At 67.4% G+C, this 16,945-nt stretch carries 14 protein-coding genes; 5 read left to right on the top strand and 9 right to left on the bottom strand.

All coding sequences use genetic code 11. The features are described 5' to 3' along the window. Positions 1-68 precede the first annotated feature (68 nt). Positions 69-884 (bottom strand): DUF3014 domain-containing protein, encoded by an 816-nt coding sequence (locus AC5P8F_RS12790; protein ID WP_329768495.1) that lies wholly within the window; start codon positions 882-884, stop codon positions 69-71. Between the two features lie 170 nt (positions 885-1,054). Here AC5P8F_RS12790 and AC5P8F_RS12785 point away from each other — a divergent pair, with 170 nt between their 5' ends. Next, entirely contained in the window at positions 1,055-1,765 is a 711-nt protein-coding gene (locus AC5P8F_RS12785; RefSeq protein WP_053495831.1) for a glutathione S-transferase, read from the top strand. A gap of 165 nt (positions 1,766-1,930) precedes the next feature. Here the strand turns inward: AC5P8F_RS12785 and AC5P8F_RS12780 are convergent, their stop codons facing one another. The 4 genes from AC5P8F_RS12780 to AC5P8F_RS12765 all read right to left on the bottom strand — a co-directional run bounded on the left by AC5P8F_RS12780 (position 1,931) and on the right by AC5P8F_RS12765 (position 7,379). Beyond that, the gene (locus AC5P8F_RS12780) at positions 1,931-3,541 is read right to left on the bottom strand and encodes a SulP family inorganic anion transporter (protein WP_126411287.1); all 1,611 of its coding nucleotides are present in this window, start codon (positions 3,539-3,541) and stop codon (positions 1,931-1,933) included. A gap of 634 nt (positions 3,542-4,175) precedes the next feature. Beyond that, positions 4,176-5,894 (bottom strand): thiamine pyrophosphate-dependent enzyme, encoded by a 1,719-nt coding sequence (locus AC5P8F_RS12775; RefSeq protein ID WP_014648186.1) that lies wholly within the window; start codon positions 5,892-5,894, stop codon positions 4,176-4,178. 108 nt (positions 5,895-6,002) lie between these two features. Then, positions 6,003-6,860 carry an XAC2610-related protein gene (locus AC5P8F_RS12770; RefSeq protein WP_180835132.1) on the bottom strand — a complete coding sequence of 286 codons (858 nt, stop codon included), beginning with the start codon at positions 6,858-6,860 and terminating at the stop codon, positions 6,003-6,005. A 36-nt stretch (positions 6,861-6,896) separates the two neighbouring features. Then, positions 6,897-7,379: a DUF3574 domain-containing protein gene (locus tag AC5P8F_RS12765; protein ID WP_126411289.1), complete on the bottom strand. Its 483-nt coding sequence runs from the start codon at positions 7,377-7,379 to the stop codon at positions 6,897-6,899. A gap of 214 nt (positions 7,380-7,593) precedes the next feature. Here AC5P8F_RS12765 and AC5P8F_RS12760 point away from each other — a divergent pair, with 214 nt between their 5' ends. The 4 genes from AC5P8F_RS12760 (at position 7,594) to otsA (ending at position 14,123) form a co-directional block, all read left to right on the top strand. Beyond that, complete coding sequence (locus AC5P8F_RS12760) at positions 7,594-10,029, top strand: TonB-dependent receptor plug domain-containing protein (RefSeq protein ID WP_329768496.1); 2,436 nt, start codon at positions 7,594-7,596, stop codon at positions 10,027-10,029. A 151-nt stretch (positions 10,030-10,180) separates the two neighbouring features. After that, positions 10,181-10,939, top strand: a complete 759-nt coding sequence (gene otsB / locus AC5P8F_RS12755) for a trehalose-phosphatase (RefSeq protein WP_014648189.1) — start codon at positions 10,181-10,183, stop codon at positions 10,937-10,939. A 41-nt stretch (positions 10,940-10,980) separates the two neighbouring features. Beyond that, positions 10,981-12,762, top strand: coding sequence for a glycoside hydrolase family 15 protein (locus AC5P8F_RS12750; RefSeq protein ID WP_032960733.1), 1,782 nt, complete (start codon positions 10,981-10,983; stop codon positions 12,760-12,762). Continuing rightward, the gene (gene otsA, locus AC5P8F_RS12745) at positions 12,759-14,123 is read left to right on the top strand and encodes an alpha,alpha-trehalose-phosphate synthase (UDP-forming) (protein ID WP_014648191.1); all 1,365 of its coding nucleotides are present in this window, start codon (positions 12,759-12,761) and stop codon (positions 14,121-14,123) included. Before AC5P8F_RS12750 ends, otsA begins: the two co-directional genes overlap by 4 nt. Before the next feature lie 70 nt (positions 14,124-14,193). Here otsA and AC5P8F_RS12740 read toward each other — a convergent pair whose 3' ends face one another. Genes AC5P8F_RS12740 through rluD form a run of 4 tightly spaced genes read right to left on the bottom strand, consistent with a single transcriptional unit; the run spans position 14,194 to position 16,892 of the window. Next, on the bottom strand, positions 14,194-14,631 hold the full coding sequence (locus AC5P8F_RS12740) for a thiol-disulfide oxidoreductase DCC family protein (RefSeq protein ID WP_111206591.1): 438 nt from the start codon (positions 14,629-14,631) through the stop codon (positions 14,194-14,196). Further along, entirely contained in the window at positions 14,606-15,112 is a 507-nt protein-coding gene (locus AC5P8F_RS12735; RefSeq protein WP_049440363.1) for a DUF4166 domain-containing protein, read from the bottom strand. Before AC5P8F_RS12735 ends, AC5P8F_RS12740 begins: the two co-directional genes overlap by 26 nt. Positions 15,113-15,132: 20 nt before the next feature. After that, a complete protein-coding gene (gene pgeF / locus AC5P8F_RS12730) occupies positions 15,133-15,903 on the bottom strand; it encodes a peptidoglycan editing factor PgeF (RefSeq protein WP_111206593.1) in 771 nt (256 codons plus the stop codon). After that, the gene (rluD, locus tag AC5P8F_RS12725; protein ID WP_014038257.1) at positions 15,903-16,892 is read right to left on the bottom strand and encodes a 23S rRNA pseudouridine(1911/1915/1917) synthase RluD; all 990 of its coding nucleotides are present in this window, start codon (positions 16,890-16,892) and stop codon (positions 15,903-15,905) included. The genes pgeF and rluD overlap by 1 nt, the downstream gene beginning before the upstream one ends. Positions 16,893-16,945: the final 53 nt, after the last annotated feature.

The following is a 16,945-nucleotide window of genomic DNA, read 5'->3' as shown; positions in this document are numbered from 1 at the left end:
GCGGCCAGCATGCCGGAGCGCGTGTGGTCGGCGCGTTGATCCCGATCAGTTCCGCACGGTGGACGGGCTCAGCGGGTGATCGCGCTGCGGATCGCCCGCAGCTGCTGCTTGATCGCCCGCGCCTGTGCAGGATCCATGCGTAGCAGGGCCTTCTGCCCGATCGAGCGTGACTGCAGGGTGGGATCGACGAAGCGATAGCGGCCGCGCTCATCGCGCTGCACCTGCGGCGACTGGGCCAGTTCCGGGGTGTCCAGCAGGTGGTCGATCACCATGACCAGGCGGTCGTTGAAATAGCCCTCGGGCCGGCCAAGGTCGGCATAGGCCTGCTGGATCAGCGGATAGAAGCGCTTGTAAGCGGTAGCCGTTGCCGCCGGGTCCAGCGCAGTGAACGCCTGTACGTAAGGCGCATAGCGTGCCGCATTGCTGGCGGCGATGCGTTCGCCGCCTTCGCCCGTATCGACCTGCAGGTTGCCCGGCAGCGGCCGCGCGGCCAGCGCGGTCGGCGGCACGCTGGGCTTGTCCAGGTTGTCGACCTGGGTGACCAGGCGCTGGATCAGGTGATCACGCAGCAGCAGGGTCAGCGGCCCCTCGCCCTGGAACAGCTGGCTCAGTGCGCCCCAGGCCGCGGCGTCGCTGTCAGCCAGTTTCGGCAGCGCCGGGTCGGCGGCGGCCTCGGTATCCAGCGGATGCCTGATCGATGGTGGTGCTGGCGCGGGCTCTGCGGCCGCCTGCGGTTGTGCACTGGTACTGGCAGGGGTTGATTGCACCGGCACCGGGACACCGTCGGCCAGGCTCTTCAGCTGATCGCGGAACAACCAGCCGCCCGCGCCACCGATCACCACCACACCCAACACCCAGGGCCAGACCGCCTTTCCACTCTGCATGATGCAGCACCTCGTTTCACACGCATGGAGAAGGTGTGACCCCATCGAGTGCAGCCGGTTCCCCGCCTGTTCCGCTGCCGTTCGGGTTGAGACCTGCAGCAAGGCCGCGCTCACGTCTGCTTTGCGCCATCCGCGCGAGGCTAGGAGTCCTGTCCCGTGGAGACTCTGCCATGCAGTACGCGCTGTACTACTGGACCGGCATCCAGGGCCGTGGCGAGTTCGTGCGCCTGGCGCTGGAAGATGCCGGCGCCGACTACATCGACATGGCGCGGGTGCACGGCGATGCGGTGATGCAGCCGTTTCTGGAGGGTCGCAACGAAGGGGCACAGCCCTTTGCGCCGCCGTTCCTGAAGGCCGGCCGCCAGGTCATCGCGCAGGTCGCGGCGATCCTGGATTTCCTCGGCCCGACGCTGGACCTGGTGCCGCAGGCCGCATCGCGGCGGATGCAGGCGCTGCAACTGCAGCTGACCATCGCCGACCTGGTAGCCGAGGTGCACGACACCCACCATCCGATCGCCGCATCGAAGTACTACGAACAGCAGAAGACCGAGGCCAGGGCACGAGCCGCGTCACTGCGCAGCGAGCGCCTGCCCAAGTTCCTCGGCTATTTCGAGCAGGTGATGGCCGCCAACGGTGGCCGCCATGCACTGCGCGAGCACTCCTATGTGGATCTGTCACTGTTCCAGCTGCTGAGCGGGCTGGACTACATGTTTCCGCGCCGCATGCAGGCGCTCGGCCCCACCCTGCCCCGGCTGCGCGCGCTGCAGGAACGAGTGGCGAAACGACCCAACATCGCCGCCTATCTGGCGTCTGAGCGGCGGTTGCCGTTCAACACCAACGGCATCTTCCGCCATTACCCGGAACTGGACGCCGAACGGTAGTGCCGGCCGCTGACCGGCAGAGCGCGCTGTGATCATTCGCCGCCTGCAACACGCCCCTGTAGAGCCGAGCCATGCTCGGCTCAGAGCAGCCGAGCGCAGGCTCGGCTCTACAGAGCACCAGAAGTGGAAGGAGCGGTAACGCCGGGCCATGCCCGGCGTCACCGGTCAATGATCGGTGCGATCACCCAGCGGTTGCACCGGCTGCTTCTGCAGCGAAAGCAGGCCCAGCAGCACCGCCAGGGCCACGTAGGCGCCGGCAAACTGCAAACTGATGATGCGCGCCAATCCTTCCAGGTCCCACGGCAGGTAGATGCCACCGCGCGGGTCCACCGAGTGGATCAGGCCGAACAGGGTCAGCCCGGCGGCCACCAGCAGGACGCCACAGGCACGGCGCAGGCGGCCATCGACCATCGCCGCCACGGCCGAGATCCACAGCATCGAGGTGATGATGAAGCCATTGCCCAGGGTGAAGATCACCGCCAGCTCGGGCAGGCCGTGGCCGTCGAGCTTGGTCAGCAGCTGCGGCAGCTGGTCCGGTGCGATCCAGCCCGGCGCCTTGATCGCCAGCAGGTAAGCCACCGACGGCAGGAAACCGAACACCATCGCGCCGGTATGGTGGCGCGGCGTGGCCTGGAAGGCCTGGGTGGTGATGTCGATGGCCACGTACACGATGATCGGTGCCAGCACCGCCAGCGGCAGCCACTGCACCAGCCCGGAGATGATGCCGAGCATGCCGCCGATGCCGACGAACAGGCCGGTCAGCAGCGTGTAGCCGCTGCGCGCGCCCATGTGCTTGTAGGCAGGCTGGCCGATGTAGGGCGTGGTCTGCGCGACACCGCCACAGACACCCGCCACCAGCGTGGCCACCGCTTCCACCAGCAGGATGTCGCGGGTGCGGTAGTCATCGCCAGCCGCGCGTGCGCTCTCAGACACATTGATGCCGCCGACCACCATCAGCAGGCCGAACGGCAGCAGCAGCGGCAGGTAGGTCATCGCCGTGGGCAGGCCCTCAAGGAAGCCCAGCGTCGGCAGCGGCAGCACCACCTGCGGCGGCACCCATTCCGGCACATGGAAGCCGGGCGCGCCCAGCCCGGCCAGTCCAAGGCCGTAATACAGCACGGTGCCGAACACGAAGGCCAGCAGCACGCCCGGGCCACGCACCGGCAGCTTGCCCTTGGCGATCAGCACATACAGCAGCAGGCCCAGCGTGGTGAAGCCGACCAGCGGCGAGCGCAGCGTTTCCAGCAGCGGCAGCAGGCCCATCAGCACCAGCGCGATGCCGGCGATGGAACCCAGCAGCGCAGCTCGCGGCAGTGCGCGGGTGACCGCTTCACCGAAGAACGACAGCACGAACTTGAGCACGCCCATGATGACCAGCGCGGCCATGCCCAGCTGCCAAGTGGCGATGCCCGCAGCGTGCGGGTCCATGCCCTGCTGCTTGAACGCGAGGAAGGCCGGGCCGAGCACCAGCAGGGCCATGCCGATGCTGGTGGGGGCATCCAGGCCGAGCGGCATGGCGGTGACATCGTCGCGGCCGGTACGTGCCGCCAGCCGGCGCGCCATCAGGGTGTACAGCAGGTTGCCGACCAGCACGCCAAAGGCGGTGCCGGGGAACATTCGGCCGAACACCACGTCGGCGGGGAACTGGAAGATCCCGACCAGGGCCATGGCGATGAAGCCGAGGATGGAGAGGTTGTCGACGACCAGGCCGAAGAAGCCGTTGAAGTCGCCGGCGACGAACCAGCGACGCGGTACGGCGGAAGCGGGAGCGGACATGGAAGGGGCGGTGGGGGTGGGGAGCGCCGATGGTAGGCCCAGCGAGGCCGGCGCGCCAATTCCGTCGTGGAATGATGGGTTCCAGCCAACGGCGGGGCCCCTCGTGGCTGGTCGCGGGTAGAGTCGACTGTTAGTCGACTGGCATTGCGAGTTCGGCCGGTCGGGGGGGCTGCGCAGGACACGCCGTAAATCCCCAGACCGGCCCAGCCGCTGGCGGCTGTGCGTTCGGGCCTTGCGAAGCAGGGCTTCGCAAGCAAAGCGCCCTCACCCACGGGGGCTCGATGGCGCCATCCATGGCGCCAACGGTCCTGCGCAGCCCACCCGACCGACCCCTGACAGTTTCCTGCGCGCGGCAGCCACGGAAGAAGATCAAAAGATCCAAAGCCAAGGCAGGCTCTCGCTGCAGTGCCGAGCCCATGCTCGCCCGCTGTACGCGAAGGCTCTGAGCCGAGCATGGCTCGGCTCTACAGAAGATTATTTCGATCATTCGTTCGTTCATCCACGCATGGCGTGGATCTACCGTGTCGACCAAGGTCGACACCTACCACACGGATGGCCGCCGTTGCTTCTGAGTGGCCGGCCAGCGGCCGGCACTACCGCGGGTGCAGGGCGCAGCCCTGCATCGACCAACCCTCTACTTCTTCAGGAAGTTGTCCACCAGCAGATGCTTCACGTCGTCGAAGCGGCCGTTCAACACTGCCTTGGCCGCGTACAACGCCGTACCGGCCACCTGCTTGGCCTCGATCTGCGGCGGCATCACCAGCTCCGCGCGGCTGGTATGCACGTCCAGCAGCGCCGGGCCGCGCTGGGACAGCAAATCCAGCACCGCCTCTTCCAGATCCTCGCTGCGGGTCACCGTGCGGCCGTGGAAGCCGATGACCTCGGCCAGGCGGCCGAAGTCCGGGTTCTTCAGGTCGGTGTAGTTGTCCAGCAGGCCCTCCACCTTCTGCTCCAGCTCGACGAAGTTCAGCGAACCATTGTTGAACACCACCACCTTGATCGGCAGGTTCTCCTGCACTGCCGTGAGCAGGTCACCCAGCAGCATCGCCAGGCCACCATCACCGGACAGCGAGATCACCTGCCGGCCGGGGAAGGCCTTCTGCAGGCCCAGCGCCTGCGGCATCGCGTTGGCCATCGTGCCGTGCAGCAGGCTGGTCAGCGTGCGGCGGCGGCCGTTGACGCGGATATGGCGCAGCACCCACACCATCGGCGAACCCCCGTCGGCGGTGAACAGCGCATCGTCGCTGGCATGCCTCGACAGCAATGCCGTCAGATGCTGCGGGTGGATCAATTCACCCTCGCCCGGCTGTTCTTCCTGTTCGCGCTTCTTCAGCGCCTTGTCGCGACGCCCGATGCACTCGTCCAGGAAACTGCTGTCCTCGCGCGGCGGCAGCATCGGCAGCAGCGCGTCCAGCGTCGGTGCGATGTCACCGACCACGCCAAGGCTCACCGGGTGGCGGCGGCCGAGGTGACTGCCATCGCGGTCGACCTGGATGATCGTGGCCTTGTCCGGGTAGAACTGGCCCCAGGCGAAATCGGCGCCGAGCAGCAGCAGCGTGTCGCACTCCATCAGCGTGTGGAAGCCGGATTCGATGCCGAAGATGCCGGTCATGCCCATGTTGTACGGGTTGTCCGGCTCGACGAAATCCTTGGCGCGCGAGGTATGCGCGATGGGCGCCTGCAGGCGCCGGGCCAGCTCCAGCAGCTGCGCGTGCGCGCCTTGGCAACCGGCACCGGCATAGATGCCGATGCGCTTGCCCTGCCCCAGCAGTTCGGTGATGCGCTGCAGCTCGGCATCGGACGGGCGCAGCACCGGCTGGGTGTAGTGCACCGAGAACGGCACATCGTGCTTCACCTCGGCCTGGCTGATGTCGGCCGGCAGGATCACCACCGCCACGCCACGGCGGCTGATCGCGGCCTGGCAGGCCAGGGCCACGACGCGCCGCGCCTGCTCCGGGCTGTGCACCTGCTCGCAGAACACCGAACAACTGGCATACACCGCCTTGAAGTCCACTTCCTGCGGAAATTCCATGCCCAGCTCACTGGTCACCACCTGGCTGGCGATCAGTACCATCGGTGCACGGTTGCGATTGCTCTCGAAGACGCCGTTGATGAAGTGCAGGCCACCGGGACCACAAGAACCCGCACAGGCGGTCAACTCGCCGCTCACCAGCGAATCGGCGCCGGCAGCGAAGGCGGCCACTTCTTCGTGGCGTACATGTACCCAGTCGATTTCACTGCGGTGCAGGGCATCGGTGACGTGATTCAAGGTATCGCCAACGATGCCGTAACAGCGGCGGACGCCCGCCTGCTGCAGGGTATCGACAACGATCTCGGCAACGCGCTTGCTCATCGGATACATCCTCGAGGGGAGAGCATCCGAGGCTAGACCCGAAGAAGTGATGCCTCCGTGGGCAAGGCGCACATCACCTCGATAGGCAAACTACCGGCGGAGATCGAGTCAATCGTTGACGTTGATCCAGCCCTCCACCGCGCCCTCCTTCGGGTTGCGGTAGCGCAGCTTCACCCAGCCATCCTGTTCATCCAGCATCTCCACGCGGTCTCCCTGCACCAGGTAACGCCTGGTGCTGGATGCGCCGGGTCGATCGAACAGGAACAGCCGCGCGGGTACCACGGTGGCCTGCTGGCCACGCAACGGTCCATCCGGCGGTGCACCCAGGCCATCGGCGATGGCACTTTCCAGCACCCGGCCGGCGGCATCATAGGTGCGCCAGACGGCAAGCGGGCCCTGCTCGCCGGTCTGTTCCCACTGCAGCGCGGCGTTCAACGTATCGCCCAGCATCAGCACGCTCTCGGCGCGGTACAGATAGAGCTTCGCGCCTGCAAACCGGTACTGGTCGGTGTACCACATCGGGCCGCTGCGGCAGCTGCTGGTCAGCGTGCGGCTCGGACGGTCGACCGTCAGCCCCATCAGGTCACCGCAACTGTCCTTGCCGTGGGTGTCGGCCTGCAGCGCGCGGAACCCGGCACTGGCCGGATCGAAGCGGTACACCGTCACCGCTTCGTTGACCATGCCCACCGAGGCGCGCGCGACCAGTTCCGGGTAGCCATCGAAATCGACATCCTCGAGCGACCATCGCGAATTGCCGTCGGCATCGGCCGCGCCCTCAAGCGTCTGGCGCTTGCCTGACGGTAACAGCTGCACCGCGATGCTGCCGTCCTGCTGGGGATCGGCGTGCGCCTGCACGTGCGCGGCCACTTGGAAGCGCAGCGTTTCGCCGTCGTCCCCACCCGCCTGCGCCGTCGGTGCCAGTACGCCTGCCAATGCCAGGCCCAGCAGGCATTCCCTGTAGTTCATCATTGCTCCCTGCAGCACCGCGGCGGCACCTTCAACTCAGAACGATACCTCGACCGGCTGCCGCGACCACAGCACCGATTGATGTTTGGTCTGCTGCTTCCACGCCAGGCGGATGGCTTCGATATCGGCACGGCGCTGCGGGGTGTCTTCGTGCAGCACCACCAGCACCTTGGTGCGCAGACGGTTGGGCGAGGCATCACCGCGGAACAGCCACTGGCCGTAGGCATCGAACACGGTCAGGCCATCCGGAAAGCGCGGGGTCACTTCCTTGTCCAGGAAGGTGCGCCACTGCGCCTCGCTGATGGTGTCGGCCTGCGGGCGGTTGCCGGCGCCCTGCTCTTCGCCTACGCCGAAGTACAGCTCGCTGCGCACCCAGCCGTGGCCGGCGGACGGACGCGCGGCATCGCCCTTCAGTTCGGCGGTGGTGGCCGTGGCATAGGCGCTGGGCGCCTGCGAAGAGAGGCTGGCGCAGCCACTGGTGGCCAGCAGCACGGCGAAGACGAGGCCAAAGTGTTTCATCGGTACAGCTCCGGGGAAGGGGAACAGGGCGAGCCGGCAGCGTACAGCGCCACTGGCCCGGCGTGCTGATGCCAACCGGGCATCAGCTCATGCCGGACCGGCAGGGACTTGCATCGGCACCGGCCATCACGCGAAGATAATATATCGCTCCATCCGGATGGATGTAAGTGAAACTATCTCCCCCTTCCCCGTCGTCGTTGTTGCTGGAGCCCCCATGTCCGCCCGCCTGCCCGCGTCGCCGCTCGGCCTCGCCATCGCCCTCGTGCTTTCCTCCGCTGCCGTCCCGGTCCTGGCCCAGGACGCCACCAACCTGGACACCGTGATCGTCACCGGCACCCGCGCCGCCGATCGCACCGTGCTCGAATCCACCTCGCCGGTGGATGTGCTCACCGCCGAGGACATCCGCAAGGCCGGCGTAGTCAACGGTGAACTGGGCAGCGCGCTGCAGGCGCTGCTGCCGTCGTTCAACTTCCCGCGCCAGTCCAACTCCGGTGGCGCCGACCACGTGCGCGCGGCGCAGTTGCGTGGCCTGTCGCCGGACCAGGTGCTGGTGCTGGTCAACGGCAAGCGCCGCCACCACACCGCACTGGTCAACACCGACAGCAAGATCGGCAAGGGCACCACCCCGGTCGATTTCAATGCGATCCCGGTCAGCGCGATCAAGCGCATCGAAGTGCTGCGCGATGGTGCCGGTGCGCTTTACGGATCGGACGCCGTGGCCGGCGTGATCAACGTGATCCTCGACAACGGCGGCGACGGTGGCGAGATCGAGGCCAGCTACGGTGCCAACCACACCGACCTCAAGCCGATCGGCCGCACCCTCACCGACGGCCAGACCGGCAACGTCAGCGCCAAGGTCGGTACTTCGCTGGGCGAGGACGGCGGCTTCCTGCGCGTCGGCCTGGAATACAAGCACCGCAACGGCACCAACCGCGCCGGCTTCGACCAGATTCCGCCGTGGGACCAGACGCCGGACAACCTGGCGCTGCAGGGCAAGCGCAACTATGTGCTGGGCGATGGCAAGAGCAAGGACATCAACCTGTGGCTGAACACCGAGATTCCGGTGGGCCAGACCTCGACGTTCTACGCGTTCGGCACCTTCAACCAGCGCGATACCGAAGGCGCCAACTACTTCCGCTATCCCGATGGCGATGCCAACTGGAAGCAGGTCTATCCGAACGGCTACCGACCGATCTCCGAAGGCGAGAACCGCGACGTACAGGCCGTGGCCGGCGTGCGCGGCCAGTGGGGCGAGTGGAGCTACGACAGCAGCCTGGATTACGGCCAGAACGACTTCACCTACCGCCTGCGTGATTCGCTCAACGCATCGCTGGGCCCGACCAGCCCGACCCGCTTCAAGACCGCCGACTACGAGTACGCGCAGGCCGTGGGCAACCTCGATCTGAGCCGCGTGTTCACCCAGAGCGACAGCATCAGCCACACGCTGGGCCTGGGCGTGGAAGCGCGCCATGAGCGCTACCAGACCCGCCCCGGCGACCCGGCCAGCTATGCGGCGGGCCCGTACACCGACCGCCCGACCGGCTCGCAGGCCGGTGGCGGCCTGACCCCACAGGACGCCGCCACCCTGTCGCGCGACGTGGCCAGCGCCTATGCCAGCCTGTCCAGCCAGTTCGGCGAGAAGTTCTCCACCGACCTGGCCGCGCGCTACGAGCACAACGACGACTTTGGCGGCGAACTGACCGGCAAGCTCGGCCTGCGCTACGAATTCACCCCGGCGTTCGCACTGCGCGGTGCCATCTCCAACAATTTCCGCGCTCCGTCGCTGGCGCAGATCGGCTACGAATCCACCTCCACCGGCTACAACGCCGGCGGCCAGCTGGTGCAGGGCCGGCTGCTGTCGGTCAACAATCCGATCGCGCGTGGCCTGGGTGCGCAGAACCTGAAGCCGGAGAAGTCGATCAACACCTCGCTGGGCTTCACCAGCCGCATCGGCGAGCATTTCGACCTGTCGCTGGACTTCTTCCAGATCGATATCGACGACCGCATCGCGCTGTCGGAGAGCATCACCGGCGATGCACTGACCGATTACGTGGCCGCCAGCTACGGCGTCAGTGGCCTGCAGAGCGCCAGCTTCTTCGTCAATGCCGCCGATACCCGCACCCGTGGCGCCGAGCTGGTAAGCAACTGGCGGCAGTCGCTGGGCGATGGCCAGCTGCTGCTGACCGGCACCTACGCCTACACCAAGACCACGCTGAAGAATGTGCTGGCCACGCCGGCGCAGCTGCGCGCGCTGAACCCGGACTACGTACTGTTCGGCATCGAGGAGACCAACACCCTGACCGATGCCACCCCGCGCACGCGTGGCAGCTTCTCGGCCGCCTGGAGCAACGACCACTGGTCGCTGAGCACCCGCGTGAACCGTTACGGCAGCGCCACCCGGGTGTTCAACTTCGGTGATGGCTACATCCCGCGCCAGACCTACCAGGCCGAATGGCAGCTGGATGCCGAAGTCGAGTACCGCATTACCCCGCAATGGAGCGTGGCGATCGGTGGCCAGAACCTGACCGACAACTACCCGGATCGATCCAACAGCGATATCCACTACTTCGGCAACCTGCCGTACGACGTGCTGTCGCCGATCGGCAGCAACGGCGCGTACTACTACGGCCGCGTCCGCTATACGTTCTGATCGCATTGGGTGGGTGCGGACCGTTGGTCCGCGCTGTTTGGGCTGGATGCAGGCTGACCTGCCGTGCCGACCAACGGTCGGCACCCACCGAAGCTGATCCGCAGCCTGCCCTCGACCCCACGTACACGCCCAGGCTGGCAGGCTGGTCGTCATGGCTGAACCGCTCCCCCTGCGTCCGCCACCGCCATTGCTGGACGACGCCTGTGCGTTGTTCCTCGATGTCGATGGCACCCTCATCGAATTCGCTGCACGACCGGATGCCGTGCAGCTCCTGCCGGATGTGCGCGAAGCCATCGGCCGCATCAGTGACCGCCTGGAAGGCGCCGTGGCACTGGTCAGTGGCCGACCGCTTGAACAGCTGGACCAGCTGTTCGCTCCCCTCCAGCTGCCTGCCGCCGGCCTGCATGGGCACGAACTGCGCGGCGAGGATGGTCGTGTGCTGCGCGACGAACACGACGACGACACCGCCGAGTGGCTGCACGCGCTGCACCAGCAGGCGATGCGCTTTGCCCACGGCCATCCCGGCGTGCTGGTGGAAGACAAGGGCGTCGGCCTGGCCCTGCATTGGCGCGGTGCGCCGCACGCGGCAAGTGATGTGCGCGCCTTCGCCGATCGCCACGTGCGGGGCCGCGCCAGTTACCGCCTGCAACCCGGCGACCATGTGGTCGAGTTCGTGCCCGTCGGCACCGACAAGGGCCGTGCCGTGCGCCGGATGATGCAGTACCTGCCCTTCCGCGGCCGCCTGCCGGTGTTTCTCGGTGACGACCTCACCGATGAATTCGGCTTCGATGCCGCCAACAGCCAGCATGGCTGGAGCGTGCTGGTGGGTGAACGTGAACCCAGCGCGGCGGTGTTCGCGCTGCCCGACATACGCAGCGTGCACGCCTGGCTGCGTGAGAATGCCTATTGACCCGGCCAACCCCCACGGCCGCAACCGAGATGTACCGCGTGATGACCCAACCCGATCTTGATCTGGGCGTGGTCGGCAACGGCAGCTTCGGCGCCCTGGTCGACAAACGTGCCCGTGTTGTCTGGAGCTGCCTGCCCACCTTCGACGGCGACCCTACCTTCTGTGCGCTGCTCGGCCCCAACCAGCAGACCGGTGGCGACTTCGCCATCGAGCTGGAAGACTTCGCCAGCAGCGAGCAGGAATACCTCACCAACACGGCGATCCTGCGCACGGTGCTCCGCGACGCGCACGGCGGCGAACTGGAAATCCTGGATTTCGCCCCCCGCTGGCGGCAGAACGACCGCTTCTACCGGCCGGTCAGCCTGATCCGCCAGGTGCGTCCGCTGGCTGGCAGCCCGCGCATCACCGTGCGTGCGCGCCCGCTGGCCGACTGGGGCGCACGCGTGCCAGAGTCGACCTGGGGCAGCAACCATGTGCGCTGGATCCTGCCGGAGCACGTGCTGCGGCTGACCACCGATGTGCCGGTGCGCTTCGTGCGCGATGGCCTGCCGTTCGTGCTCAACCATCCCATCCACCTGATCCTGGGCGTGGATGAGTCGCTCAACCGGTCGATCAGCGGCTACGTGCAGGAAGCCTTCCAGCGCACCCGCGACTACTGGCGCGAATGGGTGCGCTACCTGTCCATTCCACTGGAGTGGCAGGACGCGGTCATCCGCAGTGCGATCACGTTGAAGCTGTGCCAGTACGAGGACAGCGGCGCGATCATCGCGGCGATGACCACTTCCATTCCAGAAGCACCCGGCAGCGTGCGCAACTGGGACTACCGCTACTGCTGGCTGCGTGACGCAGCTTTCGTGGTGCGGGCGCTGAACCGTCTCGGCGCAACGCGCACGATGGAACAGTTCCTCGGCTACATCTTCAACCTGGCCACCACCGACGGCACGCTGCAGCCGCTGTATGGCATCGGCTTTGAAGCCAAGCTGGACGAAGACGAAGTGCCCAGCCTGTCCGGTTATCGCGGCATGGGCCCGGTACGCCGCGGCAACCTGGCCTGGGTGCAGCGCCAGCACGATGTCTACGGCAGCGTGGTGCTGGCCTCCACGCAGCTGTTCTTCGACCGCCGCCTGCAGGATCCCGGCGACGCGCACACATTCGCCCGCCTCGAACCGCTGGGCGAACAGGCCTTCGCCCTGCATGACGTGCCCGATGCGGGCCTGTGGGAGTTCCGTGGCCGCACCGAGGTACACACCTACACCAGCGCGATGTGCTGGGCCGCCTGCGACCGCCTGTGCAAGATCGCCGTGCGCCTGAAGCGCGATGACCGTGCACACTACTGGCGCGAGCGCGCCGACACCATCCATGCGCGCATCATGGCCGAGTCCTGGAATGAGGAACTGGGCCACTTCACCGATACCTTCGGCGGCCATCGCCTGGACGCCTCGCTCCTGCTGCTGGCCGACATCGGCTTCATCGATGCGATGGACGCCCGCTTCATCGCCACCGTCGATGCGATCGGCCGCGACCTCAAGCATGGCAATTCGCTGTACCGCTATGTCGCGCCGGATGACTTCGGTGAGCCGGAAACCAGCTTCACCATCTGCACGTTCTGGTACATCGATGCGCTGGCAGCGATCGGGCGCATGGACGAGGCGCGCGAGATGTTCGAGCTGCTGCTGAAGCAGCGCAACCACCTGGGCCTGCTGTCGGAGGATCTGGCCTTCGACAGCGGCGAGGCCTGGGGCAATTTCCCGCAGACCTATTCGCACGTCGGCCTGATCACTGCCGCGATGCGCCTGTCGCGGTCCTGGCAGGAGGCATCGTGAGTCGTCTGGTGGTGGTTTCAAATCGTGTGGCCGTACCCGGCGAGAACCGCGCCGGCGGCCTGGCGGTCGGCCTGCTGGCCGCCCTGAAGGAACGCGGCGGCCTGTGGTTCGGCTGGAGCGGCAAGACGGTAAAGGACGGCAGCGGCACGCTGCACCGGCAGAAAGACGGTGACATCGACTACGTCACCATGGACCTGAGCAAGCGCGAGGTGGACGGCTACTACAACGGCTTTGCCAACCGCACGCTGTGGCCGCTGCTGCACTTCCGCCTGGATCTGGTCGACTACGACCGTGCCACCCGCGAGACCTACCACAAGGTCAACGCACTGTTCGCCGACAAGCTCGCGCCCTTGCTGCGCGAGGATGACATCGTCTGGATCCACGACTATCACCTGATCCCGCTTGGCGCACTGCTGCGCGAGCGTGGCATCGGCTGCCGCATCGGCTTCTTCCTGCACATCCCGATGCCCTCGGCCGACCTGCTGCAGGCGATGCCCGACCACCTGCGGTTGTTCTCCGCGCTCTACGCGTATGACCTGGTGGGCTTCCAGACCCAGCGCGATGCCGATCGCTTCCAGACCTACCTGCGCCTGTTCGGCGGCGGTCGGGTACTCGCCAACGGCGAGCTGGAAGCACCCGGCGGGCGTCGTTTCCGCGCGGCGGCGTTCCCGATCGGCATCGACACCGAGCTGATCGCGCGCCAGGCCGGTACCGCCGCCACCAAGGCCGCCGTAAAGAACCTGCGCGCGAGCCTGCGTGATCGCCAACTGGCGATCGGCGTTGATCGCCTGGATTATTCCAAGGGCCTGCCCGAGCGCTTCCTCGGCTTTGAACGGTATCTTGAGCGCCATCCCGACCAGCGCGGGTCGCTGACCTACCTGCAGATCGCCCCCGTCTCGCGCGGTGATGTCACCGAGTACCGGCAGCTGCGCAGCCAGCTGGAGCAGATCGCCGGCCACATCAACGGTGGCCACGCCGAGCCGGACTGGACGCCGCTGCGCTACGTCAACCAGAACTTCACCCATGCCACCCTCACCGGTTTCTACCGTGCAGCGGCGGTGGGGCTGGTCACGCCGCTGCGTGATGGCATGAACCTGGTGGCCAAGGAATACGTGGCCTCGCAGGACCCGGAGGACCCGGGCGTGCTGGTGCTGTCGCTGCTGGCCGGCGCCGCCGACGAACTCAAGCAGGCACTGCTGGTGAACCCGCACGACCTGGATGGCGTTGCCGACGCCATCGCCACCGCGGCGACGATGTCGCTGCGCAAGCGCAAGGAGCGCTGGCACGCCATGATGGAGCACCTGCGCACCTACGACATCAACCACTGGCGGCGCAGCTACCTGGACGCACTGGAAGGCTGAGGAAAAAGGGGACGGAGGGGATTAAGTCGTTTGTGCACAAACGACTTAATCCCCTCCGTCCCCTTTTTCTTCAATCCAGGAATCGCGCTGCCTGCTCCGGTGCGGGCAGATGACAGGCATCATGCCGCCCGAACCAGCGGTAGCGGTTGCGGGCCAGCGCGCGGTACGCCGCGTCGCGCAGTCCGCGCGGCAGCACCTTCAGTACGCCGCTCAGGCGCCATCCACCGCCCAGCCCGGCCAGTACACGCAGGATGGCATCGGTATCGGTCCAGGTGCCCTGCGCATCCAGCAGCAGGAACGACATCGGGTCCTGCGGGTCCAGCCCGTGCGCGCGCAACATCGCGCTGCCCTGCTGCCCCTGCATCGCCGCAAAACGGTAACGCCCCTTGCGGTCGAAACGCAGCAGGAAGCGCACCCAGCGGTTGCACAGGGCGCACACGCCGTCGAACACGATCACCGCGCTGCCAGTCCCGGCGGCGCCGTCACTGTGGTTCGAGCCAGCCTTCATAGCGGATCAGGGCTCCGGCCCAGGGCAGCGTCACATCGACCAGGAAAGTGTAACGCTCGCCGCGCCAGGCTTCACGGCAGCGCACACCGCCGAACCAACGCGTCGGCAGCGGCAGCAGCCCGAACGCCCAGACCCGCCGCACCGACCAGTCGATACCACCCTCGCGGGCCTGCAGTGCGAACTCGAAGCGAACCGCGCCCAGTTGCTCGCGCAGAAGCCCTTCGTGCGCCCACAGCCGCGACACCATCGGCCAGCGGCCAAACCGCCGCGCCCACTGCTCGCCCTGCCCGCGTGCACTGAACGCCACTTCGGTGGGCAGCGCGTCGCCGTCCTTCGGCAACCGCGCCAACGTGGCCAGCAGCGGCACCAGCCAGTGCCGCCCCCTCACGATGCGCGCCTGCCCCACGTAACGGCAGGGCAACGGCGCGGCATGCAGCGCCTGCACCGGCGCTGCCAGAGTGGCGAAGGCCGGCCCCAGCACCCGCGCAAACAGCGGCGGGGTCAGGGCGCGATCCAGGCCAGGGTCGCCATGCGCCCGGTACGACGGTCGCGCCGGTGCGAATACAGGTCAGGATCGGCCATGGTCGACACCGTGCCGCCATACACCTGCGCCGGGTCCATCCCCGCCGCCTGCAACCGCTGCCGCGCCAGCGCGAACAGGTCCACCTTCCAGTGGCCCGGCCGGGTCGCCACGAACGCCGCTTCGGCGGCCGGATCATGGCCGACGAAGGCGTGATAGACCTCCTCGCCGATCTCATAGTCGGACGGCCCGGCGGCCGGGCCCAGCCAGGCCCGCAGCTGCGCCGGCGGCGTCTGCAGGGCGGCCACCGTGGCCTCCAGCATGCCGTCAGCCAGCCCACGCCAGCCGGCATGGGCCGCACCCACCTCGCTGCCATCGGCCGCGGCAAACACCACCGGCAGGCAGTCGGCGGTCAGGATCGCCAGCACCACGCCCGGCACCGAAGTCACCGCGGCGTCGGCCACCGGTTCGCTGGTGCCGGGCACCGGTGGCGCGGTGAAGCGCAGCACGGTGCTGCTGTGCACCTGGCGCAGCCAGTGCGGTGCCGAGGGCAGTGCCAGCCCCTCCTGCAGCAGCTTGCGGTTGTGCTCCACGTTGGCCGGGGTATCACCATCGGCCGCGTGCCGGTTGCCGAGGTTGAACTGCGCGAACGGCGCCGGCGAGATGCCCGCGCCATGCCGACGCGTGGTCAGCGCATGGACGCCTGCCGGCGCCGGCCAGTCCGCCTGCAGCAACGGCAGCGCGGCGGCCATCACCAGCGATCCCGCTCGCGGGCGGCGAAGGCTTCGCTGTCTTCGCGCAGCACCTTCATCAGGTGCAGCATGTCCTCCGGCACCGGCGCGGTATTGCGCACCGGCTCACCAGTGATCGGATGCATGAACTCCAGGGTCTCGGCGTGCAAGGCCTGGCGCTTGAAGCCGCGCAGCGCGGCCACCAGCTCGTCGCTGGCACCCTTGGGCAGCTTCAGCGCACCGCCGTACAGCGGGTCGCCGATGATCGGATGGCGCACGTGTGCCATGTGCACGCGGATCTGGTGGGTACGGCCGGTTTCCAGGCGGCACTCCAGCGCGGTGTGCGCACGGAAGCGCTCGCGCAGGCGGTAGTGGGTCACCGCTTCCTTGCCGTCTTCGCGCACCGCCATCTTCAGCCGGTCGCGCGGGTGGCGGTCGATCGGGGCATCGGCGGTACCGCCTGCCACCAGCGCGCCCATCACGATGGCCAGGTACTGGCGGTGCACGTCACGGGCCGCCAGTTGCTCGACCAATGCAGTCTGCGCTTCCAGGGTCTTGGCCACCACCATCACGCCGCTGGTGTCCTTGTCCAGGCGGTGCACGATGCCCGCGCGCGGCAGCACCGCCACCGAGGGGTCGCGGAACAGCAGCGCGTTGACCAGGGTGCCGCTGTGGTTGCCGGCGCCGGGGTGGACCACCAGGCCGACCGGCTTGTTGATCACCAGCACATGCTCGTCCTCGAACAGCACGTCCAGCGGGATGTCCTCCGGCTGGGCGTCGGTCTGGGTTTCCAGCACCACATGGAGGGTCACCACCTCGCCGCCGCGCAGCGGATCGCGCGGGCGCACCTGGGCGCCGTCCAGCAGGACGTCACCGGACTTGATCCACTCGGTCAGGCGCGAACGCGAATATTCGGGGAACAGTTCGGCCACGACGGCATCGAAACGACGGCCGGCAGCGGTGTCGGGGACGATGGCCTGGCGGGCCGATTCAGAGGGTTGTTCAGACATGGCAGGGGGCATTCTTTGAAATTTTGGGGTCCCGGCGGCCGGTTTCAGTCGCT

Source organism: Stenotrophomonas sp. YJH_SMC_69, from assembly GCF_059370495.1.
This window is presented reverse-complemented; position numbering and strand designations above follow the sequence as displayed.

What these genes read in the sequence shown, in the direction of transcription:
- AC5P8F_RS12750 (WP_032960733.1), top strand. Translation starts at nt 10,981, where the DNA reads ATGACCCAACCCGATCTTGATCTGGGCGTGGTCGGCAACGGCAGCTTC.
- AC5P8F_RS12790 (WP_329768495.1), bottom strand. Translation starts at nt 884, where the DNA reads ATGCAGAGTGGAAAGGCGGTCTGGCCCTGGGTGTTGGGTGTGGTGGTG.
- AC5P8F_RS12740 (WP_111206591.1), bottom strand. Translation starts at nt 14,631, where the DNA reads ATGAAGGCTGGCTCGAACCACAGTGACGGCGCCGCCGGGACTGGCAGC.
- AC5P8F_RS12770 (WP_180835132.1), bottom strand. Translation starts at nt 6,860, where the DNA reads ATGAACTACAGGGAATGCCTGCTGGGCCTGGCATTGGCAGGCGTACTG.
- otsB (WP_014648189.1), top strand. Translation starts at nt 10,181, where the DNA reads ATGGCTGAACCGCTCCCCCTGCGTCCGCCACCGCCATTGCTGGACGAC.
- AC5P8F_RS12785 (WP_053495831.1), top strand. Translation starts at nt 1,055, where the DNA reads ATGCAGTACGCGCTGTACTACTGGACCGGCATCCAGGGCCGTGGCGAG.
- pgeF (WP_111206593.1), bottom strand. Translation starts at nt 15,903, where the DNA reads ATGGCCGCCGCGCTGCCGTTGCTGCAGGCGGACTGGCCGGCGCCGGCA.
- AC5P8F_RS12780 (WP_126411287.1), bottom strand. Translation starts at nt 3,541, where the DNA reads ATGTCCGCTCCCGCTTCCGCCGTACCGCGTCGCTGGTTCGTCGCCGGC.
- AC5P8F_RS12760 (WP_329768496.1), top strand. Translation starts at nt 7,594, where the DNA reads ATGTCCGCCCGCCTGCCCGCGTCGCCGCTCGGCCTCGCCATCGCCCTC.
- AC5P8F_RS12775 (WP_014648186.1), bottom strand. Translation starts at nt 5,894, where the DNA reads ATGAGCAAGCGCGTTGCCGAGATCGTTGTCGATACCCTGCAGCAGGCG.
- rluD (WP_014038257.1), bottom strand. Translation starts at nt 16,892, where the DNA reads ATGTCTGAACAACCCTCTGAATCGGCCCGCCAGGCCATCGTCCCCGAC.
- AC5P8F_RS12765 (WP_126411289.1), bottom strand. Translation starts at nt 7,379, where the DNA reads ATGAAACACTTTGGCCTCGTCTTCGCCGTGCTGCTGGCCACCAGTGGC.